The organism is Dactylosporangium sp. NPDC050688 (assembly GCF_040654515.1).
Taxonomy (GTDB): domain Bacteria; phylum Actinomycetota; class Actinomycetes; order Mycobacteriales; family Micromonosporaceae; genus Dactylosporangium.
Window position 1 is genome coordinate 49,640 of record NZ_JBFAIC010000061.1, and the last position, 20,395, is coordinate 70,034.

Sequence of the window (20,395 nt, forward strand, 5' to 3'; positions counted from 1 at the left end):
GGGCCCGGCGTCCGCAGTCCCCGCTGCGGACGCCGGGTCGCCGCCTGTGAACGGCCACCCGTCGGACATGCAAGAAGGAGCATCGTGACCGACACACCTCTGCTGGAGGTCCGTGGGCTCAACAAGAGCTTCGGACCGGTCCAGGTCCTGCGCGACGTGGACTTCTCCGCGTACGCCGGCCAGGTCACCGCCCTCGTCGGCGACAACGGCGCCGGAAAGTCCACCCTGGTCAAGTGCCTCGGCGGGATCTACTCGATCGACTCCGGCGAGTACCTGTTCGACGGCAAGCCGGTCAGCGTCCACGGGCCGCGCGACGCTGCCGCGCTCGGGGTCGAGATCGTCTACCAGGACCTCGCGCTCTGCGACAACCTCGACATCGTCCAGAACATGTTCCTCGGCCGCGAGATCAAAAGCGGCATCGTCCTGGACGACATCACGATGGAGCAGAAGGCCGCGGAGACCCTCGCGGGGCTGTCGGTGCGCACCGTCAAGTCGGTCCGCCAGCACGTGTCGAGCCTGTCCGGCGGCCAGCGGCAGACCGTCGCCATCGCCAAGGCCGTGCTGTGGAACAACCGCCTGGTCGTGCTCGACGAGCCGACCGCGGCCCTCGGCGTCGCGCAGACCGCCCAGGTCCTCGAGCTGGTGCGCCGCCTCGCCGACAACGGCCTCGCCGTGGTGCTCATCTCGCACAACATGAACGACGTGTTCGCGGTCGCCGACCGCATCGCCGCGCTGTTCCTCGGGCAGATGTGCGCCCAGGTGAGTGCCAGCGACGTCACCCACGCGCAGGTCGTGGAACTCATCACCGCCGGTCGCAGCGGCGACCTCGGGCTGCGCCAGAACGGAGCGACCGTATGAACGGTCCGAAGCGAAGCGGAGGAGCCGTGCATCATCGGCTCAGTGTCGGGTCAGGGCGGCGCCGGAGCGCAGCGGAGGTGACGTCATGACCGTGTCCACGGTGCCGCCGGAGGAGAAGGTGTCCGGTGGTCAGGCGCCGACGCTGGGGCTCTACGTCCGCACGTACCTCGCGAAGGTGCGCGGCGGGGACATGGGCGCGCTGCCCGCGATCCTCGGCCTGGTCGTGCTGACGATCATCTTCTCCGCCGCGCGTCCGGTGTTCTTCAGCGCGGCCAACTTCGCCAACCTGCTCTCGCAGGGCGCCGCGATCACGGTCATCGCCATGGGCCTGGTGTTCGTGCTGCTGCTCGGTGAGATCGACCTGTCCGCCGGCTTCGCCAGCGGCGTGTGCGCGGCCGTGCTGGCGACCCTGCTGACCACGCACGGCTTCCCCTGGTACGTCGCGATCCTCGGCGCGATCCTCACCGGCGTCGTGATCGGCGTCGTCATCGGCCTGCTGGTGGCGAAGATCGGCATCCCGTCGTTCGTGGTGACGCTCGCCGCGTTCCTCGCCTTCCAGGGTGCGGTGCTGCTGCTCATCAAGGGCGGCACGATCATCGCCGTCGACGACCCGACCATCAAGAAGATCAACTTTGACGGCCGGTTCACCCCGCTGCAGGGCTGGATCCTGTACGGCATCACCATTGCCGCCCTCGCCGCGCTGCAGCTGTGGAAGCGCGCCAGCCGTGCCCGCCGCGGCCTGGCCGTGGAGCCGATGTCGGTGGTCACGCTGCGGGTCGGCGGCGTCGCCGCGCTCATGGGCATCGGCGTCTACGTGCTCAACCTCGAGCGCGGCCGCAACATCCTGTTCTCGCAGAAGGGCGTGCCGATGGTCGTCCTGCTCATCGGCATCCTGCTGGTGGTCTGGACGTTCGTGCTGGGCCGCACCGCCTACGGCCGGCACCTGTACGCCGTCGGCGGCAACAAGGAGGCGGCCCGCCGGGCCGGCATCAACGTCGACGGGATCCGCATCTCCGTCTTCGTCGTCTGCTCGGCGATGGCGGCGGTCGGCGGCATCATCGCCGCGTCGCGGCAGGCGTCCGTCGACCCGAACACCGGCGGCAGCAACGTGCTGCTCTACGCCGTCGGCGCGGCCGTCATCGGCGGCACCAGCCTCTTCGGCGGCAAGGGCCGGGTCCTCGACGCGGTCCTCGGCGGCGCGGTCGTCGCCGTCATCGAGAACGGCATGGGCCTCATGCAGTACAGCGCCGGGCAGAAGTTCATCGTCACCGGTGTCGTCCTGCTCGCCGCCGCCGGCATCGACGCACTGTCGCGCCGACGGGCCGCGTCCGCCGGACTGAGATAGCCGCACCGTCCTGCCGGCCCCACAGGGCCGGCCCCGGCTCACCCCAGGCGGGTACCCGCCGGGAGCCACGTTGCCGGAACGGCTCTGTTCCGGCCGGCAGGACGGCCGTACGGTTAGCGGCAGGCACCACCAACGAGAAAGTCGAGCATGCGCGTCGGACCCAGCCAGGAGGAGATCCGTAGGAGCAACCTCGGTGCTCTCCTGCGTTCCGTGCACCTCCACGGCGCCATGTCCCGCGCCGACCTCACCACCAGCCTCGGACTCAACCGCAGCACGATCGGCGCGCTGACCGCCGACCTCGCCGCCGCCGGGCTGGTGACCGAGGGCGTGCCCCGCGAGCAGCGGGGCCGGGCGGGCCGCCCGTCACTGGTCGTGCGCCCCGAGTCCGAGCACGTGTACGTCTTCGCGTTCGCCGTCGAGGTCGACCGCATCGTCGCGGCCCGCGTCGGCCTCGGCGGCGTCGTGCTGGACCGGCACGCCGCGGTGCGGGAACGCGGCGACCGCAGCGCCGCGCAGGTCGTCGCGCCGATCGCCGACTTCGTGCGCAAGATGCAGCAGGCCGCCCCGCCCGGCGCCCGGCTCGTCGGCAGCGCCGCGGCGGTCTCCGCCATGGTGCGCCGCGAGGACGGGTTCGTCCGGCTCGGCCCCGAGCTCGGCTGGGTCGACCAGCCGCTCGGCGAGGCCCTCGCCGAGGTCATCGTCAGCACCGGCGTCGACCTCTTCCCCGCCACCGGCCTGCGCGTGCCCGCCGGATCCGCGACCGGAGGCACGGCCGCCGTGCCGGCGCAGCGGCAGGCCCCCGACGCCGACCTGGTCGACGCCGGGGTCGCAGCGCCGGCCCGCACCGCGGCCGGCGGCACCGGGGGCGACCCCGACGACCTGCTCGACGACGACCTCCCCGACCCCGGCGAGCCGGGACGGCCGCTGGTGCAGGTGCGCAACAACGCCGACCTCGCCGCGCTCGCCGAGCACGCCCGCGGCGCCGCCGTCGGCTGCGACAACGTCGTCTACCTGTACGGCGACGCCGGCGTCGGCGGCGGGATCATCGCCGCCGGGCGCCCCGTCACCGGCCACGGTGGCTACGGCGGCGAGGTCGGCCACATGGTCGTCAACCCGGCCGGCAAGCCGTGCAGCTGCGGCTCGCACGGCTGCTGGGAGACCGAGATCGGCGAGCACGCCCTGCTCGCGGCCGCCGGGCGCAACCCGTCCGCCGGGCGCGAGGGCATCCTCGCCGTGGTCGACGCCGCCGGGCGCGGCGACGCGTCGGCGCAGGCGGCGGTCCGGCAGGTCGGCGACTGGCTCGGCTTCGGCGTGGCCAACCTCGTCAACATCTTCAACCCGGAGATGGTCATCTTCGGTGGCACGCTGCGGGAGGTGTACCTGGCCTCCGCCGCACAGGTGCGCAGCCGCCTCAACCGCAACGCCCTGCCCGCCTGCCGCGAGCACGTCCGGCTGCGCACCCCGGTCCTCGGCGAGGACGCCGCCCTGCTCGGCGCCGCGGAACTCGCGTTCGAGCCGCTGTTCGCCGACCCGCTCGACTTCGCCTGACCCTCTCGCACCCGGTCCCCACCCGGTCCTGCCGGGTCCGGCCGGGTGCGGTGCGGTTGCCGGGCCGCCCGACGCCTCAGCTCCCGCGCCTGTCGCCCGATCTGGCAGGTCACTGGACGACATCGGCGACAGGGGGCGACATTGCTGGGCACGTTGCTGCGCGCCGCCGCCCCGACCCGCGGGTACGCGATCCTCTGCGGCGCCGCCGCCACCGTCACCGCAGCATTGTTCGCCGCGCTCGTCACCGGCGCTGGCGGGCCGGTCACCGCGCAGAACACCTCCAACGTCGCGCTGTTCGCCGCGGCCCTCGCCGCCGCCTGCGGCTGCCTGGCCACGGCGTGGGTGACGGCGCGGCGGCCGGCCGCCGCCCGCGTGCGGTGGGCGTGGGCCCTGACCGGGCTCGGCGCCCTGTCCTGGGCCGCCGGGCAGCTGTGCTGCATCTGGTACGAGACGGTCCTGCGCACCGACGTGCCGTTCCCGTCCGTCGCGGACGCCGGGTACTTCTGGATGATGCCGCTGACCGCCGCAGGGCTGCTGGTGCTGCCGGTGCGCCGGCTGAGCGTCGCGCAGCAGGCCCGCAGCATCCTCGACGGCCTCATGATCGCCGCGTCGCTGCTGCTCATCACCTGGAACCTGATCCTCGGGCCGCTCGCCGCGCAGGGCGCCGACAGCACCCTCGCGCTGCTGGTCACCCTGTGGTACCCGGCCGGCGACGTCGTCGTGCTCACCATCGTGCTGTTCATCCTCGCCCGGCTGCGCAGCGGCGGGCCGCGGCCCATGTCGCTGCCGCTGGTCGGCGGCGGGCTCGCCGCGTTCACCGTGTCCGACAGCGGCTACGCCTACCTGACCCTCATCGACGACTACGGCTCCGGCGCCGTGCTCGACCTGGGCTGGTTCATCGGCTTCGCGCTGATCCTGCTCGCCTCCCGCAAGCCCGACGGCCGGCCCGAGGCCGAGGACGCCGACGCGCTGGTGCGCCCCCTCGGCGTCATGCTGCCCTACATCGCGGTCCTCGGCGCGCTGGCGACCAGCACGTTCGAGGTGCTCCGGCACGCCACCCACGACCCGGTCGTGACCATGACCCGCTCCGTGATCATCCTGCTCATCGTCGGCCGGCAGCTGCTCACCCTGCTGGAGAACCGCAGCCTGACCCGCGACTTGGAGCACCGCGTCGAGGTCCGCACCGCCGAGCTGCGCGCCAGCCAGCAGCGCTTCCAGGCACTCGTGCAGCACAGCTCCGACGTCGTCACCGTCGTGTCGCTCGACGGCGTCGTCACGTACCAGTCCGAGTCGATCGCCCGGGTCTTCGGCTACGACCGGGAGCAGATCGCCGGGCGGCGGCTCACCGAGTTCCTGCCCGACGACGCCCGCGAACGGCTCGAGGAGGCGTTCGGCGCGGTCGCCGGCGCCCCGTACGCCAGCCGCGTCGTGGAGATCCCGATGCGCCACGCCGACGGCCAGCACCGCCTCGCCGAGGTCACCGTCACCAACCTGCTCGGCGACCGCAACGTGCAGGGCCTCGTGCTCAACGCCCGCGACATCTCCGAACGCAAGGAGCTGGAGGACCAGCTCGTCCACGAGGCCTTCCACGACGGCCTCACGAAGCTGGCGAACCGGGCCCTGTTCAAGGACCGCGTCGAGCTGGCGCTGCGCCGCCGCGGCGAGGCCGACATCGCCGTGCTGTTCCTGGACCTCGACGGGTTCAAGGAGGTCAACGACAGCCTCGGGCACGCCGCCGGCGACCACCTGCTCGTCCAGGTCGCCGGTCGGCTCACCGCCGCGGTGCGCCCCGGCGACACCGTGGCCCGCTTCGGCGGCGACGAGTTCGCCGTCCTCATCGACCTGACCGGCACCGCCGGCGACGCGGCCGGTGACGCCGACAAGCTCGCCACCCGCATCATCGACGGGCTGGACCGCCAGTTCGACATCGACAACACCGAGATCCACGTCCAGGCGTCCATCGGCATCGCCGTCACCGGCCCGGACGCCACCGACGCCGACCAGCTGATGCGCAACGCCGACCTGGCCATGTACCGGGCCAAGGCGGCCGGCGAGGGCACCTTCGCCCGGTACGACCCGGCGATGCACTCGGGTCTCGTCGACCGGCTGCAGCTCGCCGCCGACCTGCGCCGCGCCCTGGAGACAGGCGGCGAGCTCGTCCTGTACTACCAGCCGACGATCGAGCTGCGCTCCGGCACCGTCACCGGCTTCGAGGCGCTCCTGCGCTGGCAGCACCCGGTGCGCGGGATGATCTCCCCCGCCGACTTCATCCCGCTCGCCGAGTCCACGGGCCTCATCCGCCCGCTCGGCCAGTGGGTCCTCGCCGAGGCCAGCCGGCAGTGCGTCGAATGGAGCCGGCACGACCCCGACCGGCCGCTGACCATGGCGGTCAACGTGTCCGGCCGCCAGTTCGACCAGACCGACCTGCCGGCGATCGTCGCCGGGGTCCTCGCCGTCACCGGGCTGTCCGCGGAGCGGCTGTGCCTGGAGATGACCGAGAGCGTCCTGATGACCGACACCGAGGAGAACCTCGCGGTCCTGCTCAGCCTCAAGGAGATCGGCGTCAAGCTGGCCATCGACGACTTCGGCACCGGGTACTCGTCGCTGGCGTACCTGCGCCGCTTCCCCGTCGACACGCTGAAGATCGACCGGTCGTTCGTGGAACGCATCGGCGGCGCCACGCCCGACGCGGCCCTCGCCCGCACGATCGTGCAGCTCGGGCAGAGCCTCGGGATGGCCACCGTCGCGGAGGGCATCGAACAGTACGCGCAGTTCCACGCCCTGCGCCGGATGGGCTGCGACGTCGGCCAGGGCTACTACTTCTCCCGGCCGCTGCCCGCCGACGAGGCCGGCGCGCTGCTGCGCGACCCGGCCGCCCTGGCCGCCTGAAGCCCCGCCGTGTGAAGCCCGCCGCCCGCAGCCGCACCGCCGGCGCATGACCTGCTCGACCGGCGCCGCCGCGAGGTTGCCGGCACGGTGCGGGACGGCCTCGATCCGCCCCGCACCCGCAACGGGGGTCCTTCGCAGCCGCGCGCCGCCCCGTGCCGATGTGTGGACCGACCCGCACGACCACCCGCTTTGCGAAGGAGCCCGGTACATGACGGCTGTCACCGACCAGGCGCGTCTGGACCTTCCCGGTCACTGGCCGGCCGCCCTCGGCCCGCGAGCCCTGGCGGCGTTCGACGTGCCCACGCCGTTCCTGGCGGTCGACCTGAGCACCGTCGTGGACCGGTACACCGCGTTCGCCGCCGCGATCCCGGGCGTGTCCACCTTCTACGCGATGAAGTGCAACCCCAGCACCGACATCCTCGGCACCCTCGCCGCCCTCGGCTCCGGCTTCGAGGTCGCGTCCATCGGCGAGCTGCGGATGCTGCAGGAGATCGGCGTCGACCCCGCCGAGGTGCTCTACAGCAACCCGATCAAGCCGCCCACCGCGATCGTGGAGGCGCGCAAGGCCGGCCTGTGGCGCTTCAGCTTCGACTCCGAGGGCGAGCTGCACAAGCTTGCCCAGCTCGTGCCCGGCGCCGCGGTCTACATCCGGCTGCGGGTGGACGACTCCACCAGCAGCTTCCCGCTGTCGCGCAAGTTCGGCGCCGAGGCCCACGAGGCGCGGGCGCTGCTGCTGCTCGCCCGGCAGCTGGGCCTGCGGCCGTACGGTGTCACCTTCCACGTCGGCTCGCAGTGCGCCACGACGAGCGCGTGGCGGCAGGCGATCGCGGCCGCCGGCCGGCTGATGGCGGTCCTCGCCACCGACGGCGTCCACCTGGAGATGCTCGACCTGGGCGGCGGGTTCCCGGCCCGGTACGTCGAGCGCGTCCCGTCCCTCGACCAGATCGCCGGCGCGATCGTGCCCGCGTTGGAGGAGCTGCTGCCGTACCGGCCGCGGCTGCTGGCGGCGGAGCCTGGCCGGCACCTCGTCGCGGAGAGCTCCGTCATGGTCGCCTCCGTGCTCGGCCGCGAGGTCCGCGCAGGGGAGAACTGGCTGTATCTCGACGTCGGCGCGTACCACGGCATGATGGAGACCCAGCAGACCGTGCAGCAGTGGCGGTTCCCGCTGTGGACGTCCCGCACCGACCACGCGCTGGTGCCGCACCTGCCGTTCACCGTCACCGGCCCGTCGTGCGACAGCTCCGACACGATGTTCTACGGCGTGCACCTGCCCTCCACCGTCGACGTCGGCGACCGGTTGTACATCGGCTCCGCGGGGGCGTACACGCTCAGCTACGCGTCGCACTTCAACGGCTTCCCGCCGCCGCGGCCCGTCTTCGTCGGCGGCGTGGCCCCGTCGGCACCGCCCGTGCACCTCCCGGCGGCCCGGGCCGGCGGCAGCTGATGGCCGTGGCCGTTGCGCCCCCGCGGACGCACCGGCCCGCACGCCCGCCCCGCCACCGCAGCGTCACCCCCGGCGGGCGCCGGCGCGCCGGGCGGCTGCGCGAGCTGATGGTGTCCGGGCTGGTCGACTCGTTCGGCCTGGCGCTGGGCTGGACGGTCTTCAACCTGGTCGCCGTCGAGCGCGGCGGCCTCGCCCTCGCCGGGCTGTTCAACGCCGCCATGCTCGTCGGCGTCATGCTGTCCGCGCCCGTCACCGGCCGGCTCGCCCGGCACCTGCCCGGCCGCACCCTGCTGCTGCTCGCCGCCGGCACCGAGGGACTGCTGCGGGTCGCGACCCTGGCCGCGCTGCTCGCCGGCTACGACGGCAGGGTCATCGCGGCCGGGATCGTGCTCATGCACGTCGCCGCCTACGCCGGGTTCGCCGCGATGCGCGCCGAGGTCGCCGCCGTCGACGCCCGGCCGCAGGCCATGACCCGCTATGCGCTGTCGATCGCGGCGGTCGAGGCCGCCGGTGCCGGTGTCGCGGCGCTCCTGCCGCTGCACGGCCGCTTCCTGATCGCCGTGTTCATGGTGTACGCCCTGAGCCTCGTGCCCACCGTCCTGACCGCCCGCCGGGCCCGGGTCCGCGACGCCGGGACCATCCCCGGCACCGGGCCCGTCACCGGGGCGGGCGCGCCGCTCACCCGGGCCGCCCGGCGGCTCGCCCGGCGCGAGCACGCCCGGGTCCGGTCCGCCCGGCCCAGGCTGCCGTGGCCCGTCCTGGCCGGCGGCGGGACCGTCACCCTGCTGGCCGCCGGGCCGACGCTGCTGTCGGTCGCGCTCGCCAGCGAGCTGCACGGGCAGCAGGCGGTGGCGGGGGCGGCAATCGCGTTCAGCGCCGGGTGCCTGCTGTCGTCCTCCGCCGTGACCGCCGTCGACCGGCTCCGGCTCCCCCCGCAGGTCACCTGGCCGATGTGGGGCGTCGGCATGCTCGCCGGGTGGTTGCTCGCCCCGGCGCACCTGCTCGGCCTGTTCGCCGCGCAGCTGCTGTCGGGGCTGAGCATGACCGCGTTCGAGGGCGGGATGGACGCGCGGATCGCCCGCGACGCCCCACCGGGCACGGTGACCACGGTGCTGGCGTGGAGCGCCTCGACCCGCGCCCTCGGTGGCGCGGTCGCGGTGCGGCTGCTGCCGGCGCTCGTCGCCGCGCCCGCGATCGGCCTGACCATCGGCCTGACCAGCGGCGTCGCCGCGGCGGCACTGGCCGCCGCGGCACTGACCGCGCTCGTCTGCAGCCGCCTGCCCCGCCGCGCCCCGGTCCGGGGCGAAAAGCGCTGAGGGCGCCCCGTAGCGGGGCGCCCTCAGCGGATGTGGTGCGGAACCTTCAATGTCCTGCCTCGGCGTGGTACCGCTCGACGAGATCCGAACGGATCCGGCCGCGGTCGGACACCTCAATGCCCTTCGACAGGGCCCATTCACGGATGGCCCGGTTCTGCTCCCGCTCCGCGCGGGCGGACAGGACCGGCCGGACCCGGCCGGCCGGACGAGCCGGCGCGGCAGGTGCCGGGGTGAGACGGCCGACCTTCGTCGCCGCACCGACGAACTGCGCGAGGGCGTCGCGGAGTTCGGCGGCGTGCTTGGCGGACAGGTCGATCGTGTACTGCACGCCGTCGAGGCCGAAGCTGACACTCTCGTCGGCGAGTTCGCCGTCGAGGTCGTCGATCAGCTCATGGATCACGCGTCTGGCCATGGCGATGCTGCCTTCCGATACGGGGAGTTACTTCCTAACCCGCCAGTAGCCTGAATTCCGCGTGAAAAACGGTCAGACGGGCAGTGACGGGCACGGAACGGTCGTTGGAGCGTACCCGAAGAGTAACCGCGATCAGACGGCGGCCCGGGCGCTCTGCCGGGCCCTGGTGGCCTCCCGCCGCTCCACGAACCGGCTCGCCTGAGCGTCGAGGTCGGCCAGGAACGCCGACAGTTCCTCGCGGGCGGCCTCGCCGTCGCCGGACAGCTGCCGGTCGAACGCCTTCACCTGACGCAGCACGGGGGTGAGCACGTCGTCGTGGTGCAGTCGCAGGTCGTAGATGCCGGCCATGGCGATCTGGACCGACTTGCGGCCGAAGTTCTCGATGGTGTGCCCCGGCATCTGGAACGACTTCGCGACCTTCGTCACCGCGCGCATGGTCGTGTTCGGCGCGACGTCGAACGCGGCGTTGAGCAGGTTGCGGTAGAAGATCATGTGCAGGTTCTCGTCGTTGGCGACCTTGGCCAGCAGCTGCTCGCAGACCGGGTCGCCGCTGGCCGTGCCCGTGTTGCGGTGCGACACGCGGGTCGCGAGCTCCTGGAACGACACGTACGCCACCGACTCGACGAGGCCCTCGTAGGCGTTGGCGAAGCCGGTCTCCATGTGCGTCATCCGGGCCCGTTCGAGGGCGACCGGGTCGACGGCGCGGGTGGCGAGCAGATAGTCGCGGATGGCGATGCCGTGCCGGCCCTCCTCCGCGGTCCACCGGTGCACCCAGGTGCCCCAGGCGCCGTCCCGGCCGAAGATCGTGGCGATCTCGTGGTGGTAGCTGGGCAGGTTGTCCTCGGTGAGCAGGTTGACGATGAGCGAGGTGCGCGCCACCTCGGACAGCTTCGACTGGCCGGGATCCCACGCCTCACCGCCGAGCACGCCGTCGAAGTCACGGCCCTGGCTCCACGGCACGTACTCGTGCGGGAACCATTCCTTGGCCGCGGCCAGATGACGGTTCAGGTTGGCCTCAACCACCGGCTCCAGCTCGTTGAGCAGGGCCAGGGTGGCGGTGGGCTCGGTCGTCACGGAACCTCCGTTGTACGCAGGGGCAGCTCGGTCGGTACAGAGTGAAACATGCTCAACTAGTCGGCGGCCAGCAGGGAATCGGGCGTCGGGGCGGTGCCGCCGAGGTGCGTCGGCTGCCAGAACACGCCCTCGGCCCGGTCCGGGTACTCCCGCTGGGCGCGGTCCAGCATCGCGGTCATCCGGGCGCGCAGCTCGGCGGTGACCGCGTCGGCGTTGTCGCGCCGGGTCGGGTGCAGCGGCTCCCCGGCCATGATGGTGATCGGGATCCCGCGCTGGGTGAGGTTCTTCGGGTGGCCCTTGGTCCAGAAGCGCTGGGTGCCCCACAGCACCATCGGCACCAGCGGCGTGCCGGTGGCGGCGGCGAGCCGGGCGGCGCCGTTCTTGAGGTCCTTGACGGTGAACGACTGGCTGATCGTCGCCTCCGGGAACACCCCGACGACCTCGCCGGCCTTCAGGTTCTCCAGGGCCGCCTTGTAGGAGGCCATCCCCGCGTCCCGGTCGACGGGGATGTGCCGCATCCCGCGCATCAGCGGCCCGCCGATGCGGTGCCGGAAGATCGAGTCCTTGGCCATGAACCGCACCAGCCGCTTGGAGGCGTTGGCGCCGAGGCCGCAGAAGATGAAGTCGAGATACGACACGTGGTTGCAGGCGATGACCGCCCCGCCCGTGGCCGGCACGTGCTCGGCACCCTCGACGGTGATGCGCATGTTGAGCAGCCGGAACATCGTCTTCGCGAGCGCGATGACCGGTGGGTACACGAGATCAGCCATGCCATAACGCTACCGACCTTCGCTGGAGACCACCCGGTACCCTGCCTCAAGGTCGTTATTCTTCTTCGCGGGTGGGAGCTCCGGGTGTCAGTCGACCAGGACATCGAGAACGACGAGAACGAAGCAGGCGACGATGACGTCGACATCATCGTCGTGCCGCCGCCGCGCTTCGGCACGCCGGGTCCGCCGATGCGGCGCTCACCGCTGATCATCGGCCTGCTGGGCGGGATCGGGCTGCTGCTGGCGTACAGCCTGTACCTCGCCGTCGACCAGGTCCGCTCGATCCTGGTGCTCATCTTCATCGCCATGTTCCTGGCGATCGGCCTCAACCCCGCCGTGGTCCGGCTGACCCGCTGGGGCCTGCCGCGCGCCCTCGCCGTCGCGACCGTCGGCGTCTGCGCGATGCTGCTGCTGTGCGGCGGCCTGCTGGCGCTCATCCCGCCGCTGGTGACGCAGACCGGCGCCCTGATCGAGAACCTGCCGGGGCACATCGACAACCTGCGCCACCAGGACCAGCTCAACAAGCTCAACGAGGACTACAAGCTGCTCGACCAGCTCAAGACCGTCGCCACCGCCGGCAACGTGACCAAGGCCCTCGGCGGCGTCTGGGGCGGCGCGCAGGTCGTGTTCGGCGCGCTGTTCAACATCGTGACCGTGGTCGTGCTCACCCTGTACTTCATGGCCGCCTTCGACCGGCTGAAGGCGGGCGGCTACAAGCTCGTGCCCGCCTCCCGCCGCGACCGCGTCACCCTGCTCTGCGACGAGATCCTCACCAAGGTCGGCGCCTACCTCGGCGGCGCGCTCGCCATCGCGGTGATCGCCGGGCTGTCGTCGTTCGTGTTCCTGTTCGTCCTCAGCGTCACGTACTCCTACGCCCTGGCCGTCCTGATCGCGGTCACCGACCTCATCCCGCAGATCGGCGCCACCCTGGGCGCGATCGTGGTGAGCATCGTCGGCTTCGCCACCAGCATCCCCATCGGGATCGCCTGCGTCATCTTCTTCGTCATCTACCAGCAGGTCGAGAACTACCTGATCTACCCCACGGTGATGCGCCGCGCGGTCAAGGTCAGCGACCTCGCCGCGATCCTGTCCGTGCTGCTGGGCGTGGCCCTGCTCGGCGTGGTCGGCGCGCTGATCGCGATCCCGGTGGTCGCCGCGCTCCAGCTCATCGTCCGCGAGGTGTTCATCCCCCGGCAGAACGCCCGCTGAGACCCACCTGCGCCGGCTGGCACCAGCCGGCGCAGGTGGTCAGTCGTTGGCCGACCGCCAGGTGGCCCGGGTGATCAGGACGCGGGCCTCGTCGGCGACCTCGGCCTCGACGGTCACCGCGTACTGGCCCGCCTGCAGCGAGCTGCGGGACGTGAAGTCGCGCCGACCACCGGTCGCGGCGTGCGCGAGGGCGCCGAAGATCGCGCCCCACAGCGCGCCGACGAGGATCGCCACGAGCATGATGCCGATCCACGACGAGGTGCTGAACAGGGTGAACAGGATGCCCAGGAACAGGCCGAACCAGATGCCGCTCAGCGCGCCGGCCATCGCCGCCCGGCCGATGGTGAGCCGGCCGAGCACGTTCTCGACCAGGCGCAGGTCGGTGCCGATGATCGAGGTCCGCTCGACCGGGAACCCGTTGTCGGACAGGTAGTCCACGGCCCGCTGCGCCGAGGCGTAGTCGGCGTAGCGGGCGACGGTGACCGTGCTGCGGTCGAGCTCGACGAGGTTGTCGGAGACGGGTGGGACGTGCGGTTCGGGTTGCGGAGGGGTCGTCATGGCCGAATCGTAGGACCGCCGGGGCGGATCCGCCCGGCAGAGCAGGGGCGGGGACTCAGGGATCGTTCAGGGCGTCACCCGAGGTCGTCAGGTGTGCTCCGGGGGCAATCTTGGGGCATGACCGAGATCAAGCGGCTGCGCCGCTCCCGCGCCGACCGCACCGTCGCCGGTGTGATCGGCGGCCTCGCCGAGTACTTCGGCGTCGACCCGACCATGGCCCGCGCCGCCTTCCTGCTCGCGGTGCTGCTCACCGGCGGGACCGCCGTGCTGGCGTACCCCATCCTCTGGATCGTCATGCCCGACACCCCGCCGGACGTGAAGCCGGTGAGCCCTGCGTCCGGCGATCATCTGCCCTATGGTGCGTGAGTGACCCCGTTGTGCGTGCCGGTGCTGGGCGGCACCCTGGAGGTCCGGGTGGTGTCGCCCGCCGGCGGCGCCCGCGTGGTCCTCGTCGCGCACGACGGACCCGCCTACGAGGAGGGCGCCGCGCTGAGCCGCGTCGCCGGCGGCGTCCACGTGGCGCTGCTGTCCCCTGGCGACCGTAACGAGTGGTACTCGGCGAACCCCGCCTACGCCGACGCCCTCGTCGACCGGGTCCTGCCGCGCCTGCCCGCCGGCCGGCTGGTCGGCCTCGGCGCCAGCCTCGGCGCGCTGGCCATGCTGCACGCCGAGCACCGCCGGCCGGGCACCTTCGACGGGCTGTTCCTGCAGTCCGGCAGCTTCTTCACCGCCGAGCTGGACCCGCAGGAGTCGGGTTTCCCTCGGTACCAGCGGATCCTCGACTTCGTCGAGCAGGCGGCACCGACCGCGGCCCGCACGGTGTTGACGTGCGGCCGGGACGAGGAGAACCTGCACAACAACCGGGCGATGGCTCGGCGGCTCGGCGTGCCGCTGGTCGAGGTGCCCGGTGGCCACGCGATGACGACCTGGCGCGACGCACTCCGCCCCCACCTGCCACCGCTGCTCCGGGAGTTCACGGATGGACCATCTCATCGGCCTGCTGCTCGGCACGGAGCAGGACTGGCCTCGGGCGTTCGAGACCCTGATCGGCCGGATCGGTCCGATCCGCGGCCGTGACGGTGTCTCGCACCGCCTCGACACCGCGAGGGTGAGCATCGAGCCGTTCAACCTGCGCGACCGGCCGAAGCACGACCTCGTGATCGACCGGCTGGCGTACTGGTACTACCACCCGCGCGAGTGGCTGAAGAAGATCGCGCTCATGGACGACGTGTACCTGCTCAACAGCCCGTTCACGTTCCAGTCGATGGAGAAGCACGCCGCGTACTGCGCGATGATGCGCCTCGGGCTGCACGTGCCGGAGACCGTCCTGGTGCCGTACAAGAACCCGGTCGACCATGCGAAATGGGCGTACACCGCGGAACGGTACAACCGGCCGTTCGACCTCGACGCGGTCGCCGAGGAGCTCGGGTACCCCCTGTTCATGAAGCCCTACGACGGCGGCGCGTGGGTCGGGGTGTCGCGGATCGCGGACTCGACCGCGCTGCACGCCGCCTACGACCAGTCCGGCGAGCGGCTCATGCACCTGCAGCAGTCGATCGAGGGCTACGACGTGTTCACCCGGTCCCTGACGATCGGGCCCGAGACGATGGTCATGAAGTTCCGCCCCGAGCTGCCGATGCACGAGCGGTACGCGGTGGAGCACGAGTTCCTCGACGCGACCGTCGGCGACGAGGTGGTGACGATCTCGCGGCTGGTGAACGCGTTCTTCCGGTGGGAGTTCAACTCCTGCGAGTGCCTGGTCCGCGACGGGGTCGTGCACCCGATCGACTACGCCAACGCCTGCCCCGACGTCGCCCTGACCAGCCTGCACTACTACTTCCCGTGGGCGATGACGGCGCTGGTGCGCTGGTCGGCGTTCTGTGTGGTGACGGGCCGGCGGGCGAGCCTGGACCTGGATACCGCCCGCTACTTCGCCGTCGCCGACGACCCGGCGCTGGACTACCGGGGCAGGCTCGCCGCGTACCGGCGCCTCGCCGACGACTACCTGGCGGTCGAGGAGTACCGCGAGTTCTGCGACTCGGCGCTGCCGCACGTGCCCGCGCTGGTCGCCGAGTGGGTGGCCTCGCCCGACTTCGACGACCTGCTGGTGGACACGGTGCGCAGCACGTACCCGCCGCACGAGCACGACCGGTTCGTCGCGCACTTCCGCGGCCTCATCGACCTGTGGAAGCGCGAGACGCTCAGCTGACCAGCTCCGCCTGCAGCAGCGGGGTCAGCAGCTTGACGTAGCTGGTCGTGACGTGGCTGCCGTCCCGGTACACCAGGGCGTTGCCGATGATCACGGGGCAGACGGCCGGGGTGCAGAACCAGTCGGTGGGGTCGATGACGGTGTACCCGGCCGCCTGCGCCGCCTCGGCGTTGGCGGTCCTGCGGGTGGCGTAGATCGCGGTGGCGACCTTCAGCGCGCACTGCTGGACGGCGTCGGGGTGCGCGGCGACGCAGTCCGGGACGCTGGTGCCGTGGGGGTCCGGGGTGTCCTGCATGATGACCGGCCGGGCGCCGAGACCCGCGACGCGTTTCGCGGACCGCAGCAGCGCCTGCGCCCAGGCGGTGTCGGCCTCCGCCTTCGGCACCGTCGCCGCGCCGGTCTTGTCGACGGGCGGGTCGCCGTAGGTGCGGGTCGACAGCAGTACCAGCGCCGGCTTGAGCTCTTTGATCTTCGCGAACGCCTCCTCGCGCCAGGTCGCGCACTCCGTGAACGCCCGCCGTGCGTTGATCTTGATGGTGTACGCGTCGGCGGGGGTGCAGCCGGACTTCGTGAGCACGACGAGCCGCCAGTGCCGGCGCTTCGCGACCGCGTCGACGGCGTCGAACCACTGCTCGGTGTGCGAATCGCCGAACAGCACCATCGTCGTGGTCGCCTGCGGGTCGCCGTGCCGGTCGCACCCCTGCGCCAGCGCCGGCTTGATCGACGTCTCGTCCAGCGACGCAAGGCAGCCCTTCGACGCCTGCGGCCGGTCGTTGGTCGCGGCGGTGACCGGCGGGGTCAGGTTCTGCGGCATCGCGGTCAGCGGCGCGCTGGTCGCGATCAGGTCCAGCAGCTGCCTGCGGGCGTCGGCGAGCTGCTGCGACTCCGAGATCACCGACGCGGTGTCCTGCGCGGTGCCCTTGCCCTCCACCTCGTTCGGCAGGCCCAGGAAGATCGCTGAGGCCCCGCACGCGAGGGCGGTGAGCGTGACGCCCAGGTTGAGACCCCGGCGCGGGCGGCGCTTGAACACCGGGTTGAACCTGACCCGGTTCTCCACCAGCCGCAGCGACAGCCACGCCGGGACCAGGCTGCCGGCGGCGACCGCGACCCGCGCCCACGTGCCGAGCTCGTCGCCGGCGATGTGCGGGGCGAGCATCAGCGCCGGCCAGTGCCACAGGTACCAGCTGTAGGAGAGCTTGCCGATCGCCTGCATCGGGCGCAGGCCCAGCAGCCGCACCGCACCCGACCTCGGCTTCGCGCAGCCGCCGGCGATGACCAGCGCCGCACCGGCGACCGGCAGCAGCGCCGCGGTGCCGGGGAAGCGGGTGGTCTCGTCGTACAGCACCGCCGACGCGACGATCGCGGCCACCCCGAGCCAGGTGGCCACGGCCGCCCCGGGCAGCCGCTGCAGGCGCTCCGCGGCGAGCGCGATCAGCGCGCCGGCGGCCAGCTCCCACGCGCGGGCCTGGATCCCGAAGTACGCCCACGGCTGCGAATGCCCGGTCTGCCACACGCACACGGCGAACGACACGACCCCCAGCACGCTCAGCGCGACGGCGGCGCTGCGCCGGCTGGCCCGGCGGGTGGCGGCCACGACCAGCAGCAGCGGCCAGATGAAGTAGAACTGCTCCTCGACCGCCAGCGACCAGAAGTGCTGCAGCGGCGACGGCTCCAGCTCCGCGGACAGGTAGTCGGTGCCGAGCACGGCGAGGCGGACGTTGATCCCGTACGCGGCGGCCGACAGCGCGTCGAACACCACCGCCTTCGCCTGCACCGGCGACATCCACGTCCAGGCCGCGGCGACCGTGGCGACCAGCACCACCGTCGAGGCCGGCAGCAGCCGCACGATGCGCCGCCCGTAGAACGCGCCGAACCCGATCCGGCCGGTCCGCTGCAGCTCCTTGAACAGGTGCAGCGTGATCAGGAACCCGGAGATGACGAAGAAGACGTCGACGCCCACGTACCCGCCGTGCACCAGGCCGAGGCCGGCGTGGTTGGCGACGACGAGCAGCACCGCGACGGCGCGAAGCCCCTCGATGTCCGGCCGGAACCGGTCCGCCTGCGGCCGCGCGGGCTGCGGCGGGGGTGCTTGCCTGGTGTACGGGGCGGGCCGGTAGGGCTGATAGGTCGTCAACGGACCCTCCTGCGGCTCGGCACCGGGACACGGTAGCGGGTGCCCTCGCGCCTCCCCCGGCCAGGTGACGTGGCTCACCGGGGCGGGTCCCTCGCCGGTGTGACAGGCCTGCCGTGGCCGCCCTTGCCGGCGCCGGCGGGGCCTGCTTGCGCTCGCTACCTTCTTGCGGGCGCTGCCGTTTTGCAGGCGCGGCCGTTTTGCAGGCGCGGCCGTTTTGCAGGCGCTACCGGGGCCACGCTCGCAGGCGCTGGCGCAGTTCGGTGACCCGCTCCGGGGTCAGCCCGTAGTAGGCGAACCGGCCGTCGTCGAGCCGGTCGAGGTACCGGCCCGCGGCGTGCACGTCGTCGTCCTCGAGCCCCGGGTCCTGCCGCCGGGCCAGCTCCAGCAGCTGCGCCACGGTGTAGTGCTGCAGCGCCGCGGCGACGTCGATGTAGTCACGCACCTCGCGCCGGTTGACCAGGGCCGCGACCTTCGTGGCGATCAGGTCGTCGCGGTGCATGACCGGCCCGACGTCCATCATCACCGGGCTCTGCGACCGGTCCAGCCGGCTCAGCGTCAACCGCACCGTCCTGCCCCCGTCACCGACGGTGAACTCCCGCTGGTCGAACCCCGCGAACAGGTCCAGCAGGTCGTCGGCCTCCTCTTCCTGGACCGTGTACCCCGCTGCCCGCAGCGCCCGGCACACGGCGTCGGCGGCCCGCCCGGCCCCGCCATCGGTGTCGGTGAACAGGTCGACGTCCTCGGTCGGCCGCGACACCAGGCCGCTCATCAGCCACGCGAACCCGCCACCGAGCACGAACCCATGCCGCTCCCCCACGGCGAGGGCGATCCTGGCAACCTCGGTGTAGAACGGGTCCGTCGCGCCCGCGCCGCTGGGTCTCGCCCCGTCGCCGCCGGCCGGGCTGCCGCCCGGCTTGCCGGCGGTGGTCGGATCACCTTCGGCGGCGCCTGTCGGATCACCTTCGGCGGCGGTGGCCGGGTCGCCTTCTTCGGCGCCCGTCGGGTCGTCGCTGGGCGGTGCGCCGCTCACGCTCACCTGAGGCGCAGCTGCTGGTGGCGAGCCTCCCACGCCAGCCGGACCCCCCGCGGCAGGTTCAGCTCCGGCCACACCCTGACCAGCCGCCGCCCGTTGACCCACCGGCGCAGCTCCTCCACGCGGATGGCCTCGCGCAGCACGTTCTCATACATCCACAGCAGCAGATCAGGATTGTCCAGGTCGAAGTCGCGCCGGGGATTCCACATCAGCCGCTGCGGCAGCTCGACCACCCCACGGACCGGCCCGCGCAGCTCGGTCAGCGTCCGCGAGACGAGCGCGGGACGATGCGGCCGCGCGAGAAACGCGACGCGTCCCGGATCCGTCTCGTCCTGCATGCCCGACCCTCTCCTGCCCCCTGTTCGCCGTAGTGTACCGCCGGTCACCACGCGAAGCCCCCGCGTGCCGTCCCGCGCGCCACATCGCCGCCCGCCCCACCCGCACCACCGGCCCGCTTATGATGGGCGGGTGCTGGCCCGTGCCGAACTGGTCCCCGACACCGCCCACCCCCGTTAGGGACCGCACCCTGCGGCCCTGATCGGGGTCAGACCATGTCACGCACCGACCGCGACGCTCCCTCCTGGGCCCGCGCCACCTGGTGGGCGCCGCTGCACCGCTGCGCCGCGCTCTACACCAGCCAGTACCCGGGCCACGCCCACCACACCGGCAGCCGCCGCCCCCTGCCTCCCGGCACCGGCGCCGGCCCCCAGCTCCAGCGGGCGTTCGCGCCTCCGGCCGCCTGGTGCGACCTGCCCGCCGGCCCGGACCTGCGGCAGTTCCTCGCCCGTGGCCACCGCACCAACTGCACGTGGCGCCCGTGCGACGACCGCCTGCCGCGGATGTACGACGGCCCGACCCGCGCGTTCGTCCTCGCCACCTGGACCCGCCCGCAGCGCGCCCGGGTCCGCGACAAGTGCCGCCTCGCCGTCCAGCAACACCGCGCCACCGGCTCGGTGGACATCACCCCGCCCACCGCCGACCACCGCCACGCCGCCCGCTGGCACTGGTGACTGATGTCGTGCCGGGTTCACGCTGCACAGCCACCTGCCCGCAGATACGGGTCTTCTGGCCGGCGCCACGTGCTGCCACCGGACCACTCCCCGGCGGTGTCGGACGCAGCCGCGAGCGCGGCCAGCTTCAGCGCGGCGTGACGGTCCCGACCCACGACCAGACCGCGCCGGCCCGACCACCACACCGCTGATCGAAGTCGCGTCCTGGCCATCTGGACAGCCATCCCACGACTTCGATCAAACGAGCAAGATCACCCCGCACCGGACCGGCCCGTCCCCCACTGCCCGGCCCGCCACCTGACCGGCGAGAAACTCCAACCAGCGTCACACCCGCCCGACCCCCGCGCCACTGATCGAAGTCACGTCCTGGCCATCTGGATGACCATCCCACGACTTCGATCAAACGAGCAAGATCACCCACCATGGCCGGCGACGCCACCCGGTTGCCCGGGGCGGCGGGCTGCCCGGGGCGGCGGGCTGCCCGGGGCGGCGTCCGGCCGGTCCGACACCGTGCAGCTGCTCGCCCGAGTCGTGGAGGTCCAGGACGCGCACACCGGCACGGTGCAGCTCAAGCGCCGGTCCGAGA

Annotated in this window: 19 protein-coding genes; 12 read left to right on the plus strand and 7 right to left on the minus strand. The window is 72.5% G+C overall.

The annotated features are described in order from the left end of the window. Positions 1-84: 84 nt before the first annotated feature. The 6 genes from AB0H83_RS39740 to AB0H83_RS39765 all read left to right on the plus strand — a co-directional run bounded on the left by AB0H83_RS39740 (position 85) and on the right by AB0H83_RS39765 (position 9,400). On the plus strand, positions 85-858 hold the full coding sequence (locus tag AB0H83_RS39740; RefSeq protein WP_360104784.1) for an ATP-binding cassette domain-containing protein: 774 nt from the start codon (positions 85-87) through the stop codon (positions 856-858). Positions 859-943: 85 nt separating this feature from the next. Beyond that, positions 944-2,203, plus strand: coding sequence for an ABC transporter permease (locus AB0H83_RS39745; RefSeq protein ID WP_360104787.1), 1,260 nt, complete (start codon positions 944-946; stop codon positions 2,201-2,203). A gap of 147 nt (positions 2,204-2,350) precedes the next feature. Then, on the plus strand, positions 2,351-3,751 hold the full coding sequence (locus tag AB0H83_RS39750; RefSeq protein WP_360104790.1) for an ROK family protein: 1,401 nt from the start codon (positions 2,351-2,353) through the stop codon (positions 3,749-3,751). Between the two features lie 141 nt (positions 3,752-3,892). Further along, positions 3,893-6,640 carry an EAL domain-containing protein gene (locus tag AB0H83_RS39755; RefSeq protein WP_360104793.1) on the plus strand — a complete coding sequence of 916 codons (2,748 nt, stop codon included), beginning with the start codon at positions 3,893-3,895 and terminating at the stop codon, positions 6,638-6,640. 208 nt (positions 6,641-6,848) lie between these two features. After that, on the plus strand, positions 6,849-8,084 hold the full coding sequence (locus AB0H83_RS39760) for a type III PLP-dependent enzyme (protein WP_360104796.1): 1,236 nt from the start codon (positions 6,849-6,851) through the stop codon (positions 8,082-8,084). Positions 8,085-8,089: 5 nt separating this feature from the next. Beyond that, complete coding sequence (locus AB0H83_RS39765) at positions 8,090-9,400, plus strand: hypothetical protein (protein ID WP_360104799.1); 1,311 nt, start codon at positions 8,090-8,092, stop codon at positions 9,398-9,400. 46 nt (positions 9,401-9,446) lie between these two features. Here the strand turns inward: AB0H83_RS39765 and AB0H83_RS39770 are convergent, their stop codons facing one another. The 3 genes from AB0H83_RS39770 to AB0H83_RS39780 all read right to left on the minus strand — a co-directional run bounded on the left by AB0H83_RS39770 (position 9,447) and on the right by AB0H83_RS39780 (position 11,656). Continuing rightward, positions 9,447-9,812 carry an Lsr2 family protein gene (locus AB0H83_RS39770; protein WP_360104802.1) on the minus strand — a complete coding sequence of 122 codons (366 nt, stop codon included), beginning with the start codon at positions 9,810-9,812 and terminating at the stop codon, positions 9,447-9,449. Between the two features lie 132 nt (positions 9,813-9,944). Then, positions 9,945-10,886, minus strand: coding sequence for an acyl-ACP desaturase (locus tag AB0H83_RS39775; RefSeq protein ID WP_360104805.1), 942 nt, complete (start codon positions 10,884-10,886; stop codon positions 9,945-9,947). Positions 10,887-10,942: 56 nt separating this feature from the next. Continuing rightward, complete coding sequence (locus AB0H83_RS39780) at positions 10,943-11,656, minus strand: lysophospholipid acyltransferase family protein (RefSeq protein WP_360104808.1); 714 nt, start codon at positions 11,654-11,656, stop codon at positions 10,943-10,945. A gap of 144 nt (positions 11,657-11,800) precedes the next feature. Here AB0H83_RS39780 and AB0H83_RS39785 point away from each other — a divergent pair, with 144 nt between their 5' ends. Then, positions 11,801-12,865 (plus strand): AI-2E family transporter, encoded by a 1,065-nt coding sequence (locus tag AB0H83_RS39785; RefSeq protein WP_360104844.1) that lies wholly within the window; start codon positions 11,801-11,803, stop codon positions 12,863-12,865. Positions 12,866-12,904: 39 nt separating this feature from the next. On the opposite strand, the gene AB0H83_RS39790 is transcribed toward AB0H83_RS39785, so the two are convergent. Continuing rightward, a complete protein-coding gene (locus AB0H83_RS39790) occupies positions 12,905-13,423 on the minus strand; it encodes a general stress protein (protein ID WP_360104811.1) in 519 nt (172 codons plus the stop codon). Between the two features lie 117 nt (positions 13,424-13,540). Here AB0H83_RS39790 and AB0H83_RS39795 point away from each other — a divergent pair, with 117 nt between their 5' ends. From AB0H83_RS39795 to AB0H83_RS39805, 3 genes are read left to right on the plus strand one after another with little or no spacing between them, the layout of a single operon-like run. Continuing rightward, a complete protein-coding gene (locus AB0H83_RS39795) occupies positions 13,541-13,789 on the plus strand; it encodes a PspC domain-containing protein (RefSeq protein ID WP_360104814.1) in 249 nt (82 codons plus the stop codon). Next, complete coding sequence (locus tag AB0H83_RS39800) at positions 13,790-14,500, plus strand: enterochelin esterase (RefSeq protein WP_360104817.1); 711 nt, start codon at positions 13,790-13,792, stop codon at positions 14,498-14,500. After that, positions 14,403-15,632, plus strand: a complete 1,230-nt coding sequence (locus AB0H83_RS39805; protein WP_360104820.1) for a hypothetical protein — start codon at positions 14,403-14,405, stop codon at positions 15,630-15,632. Before AB0H83_RS39800 ends, AB0H83_RS39805 begins: the two co-directional genes overlap by 98 nt. On the opposite strand, the gene AB0H83_RS39810 is transcribed toward AB0H83_RS39805, so the two are convergent. The 3 genes from AB0H83_RS39810 to AB0H83_RS39820 all read right to left on the minus strand — a co-directional run bounded on the left by AB0H83_RS39810 (position 15,625) and on the right by AB0H83_RS39820 (position 19,137). Continuing rightward, positions 15,625-17,766 (minus strand): acyltransferase family protein, encoded by a 2,142-nt coding sequence (locus AB0H83_RS39810; protein WP_360104823.1) that lies wholly within the window; start codon positions 17,764-17,766, stop codon positions 15,625-15,627. The two genes, AB0H83_RS39805 and AB0H83_RS39810, sit on opposite strands and share 8 nt — an antisense overlap. A 223-nt stretch (positions 17,767-17,989) precedes the next feature. Next, on the minus strand, positions 17,990-18,595 hold the full coding sequence (locus AB0H83_RS39815) for a nucleotidyl transferase AbiEii/AbiGii toxin family protein (protein WP_360104847.1): 606 nt from the start codon (positions 18,593-18,595) through the stop codon (positions 17,990-17,992). Between the two features lie 203 nt (positions 18,596-18,798). Next, on the minus strand, positions 18,799-19,137 hold the full coding sequence (locus tag AB0H83_RS39820) for a hypothetical protein (RefSeq protein ID WP_360104826.1): 339 nt from the start codon (positions 19,135-19,137) through the stop codon (positions 18,799-18,801). 213 nt (positions 19,138-19,350) lie between these two features. Between AB0H83_RS39820 and AB0H83_RS39825 the strand changes: the two genes are divergently transcribed. Both AB0H83_RS39825 and AB0H83_RS39830 read left to right on the plus strand, forming a co-directional pair. Continuing rightward, positions 19,351-19,809 (plus strand): hypothetical protein, encoded by a 459-nt coding sequence (locus AB0H83_RS39825; RefSeq protein WP_360104829.1) that lies wholly within the window; start codon positions 19,351-19,353, stop codon positions 19,807-19,809. A 378-nt stretch (positions 19,810-20,187) separates the two neighbouring features. Then, a partial coding sequence (locus AB0H83_RS39830) for a hypothetical protein (RefSeq protein WP_360104832.1) occupies positions 20,188-20,395 on the plus strand: 208 nt, incomplete at its 3' end.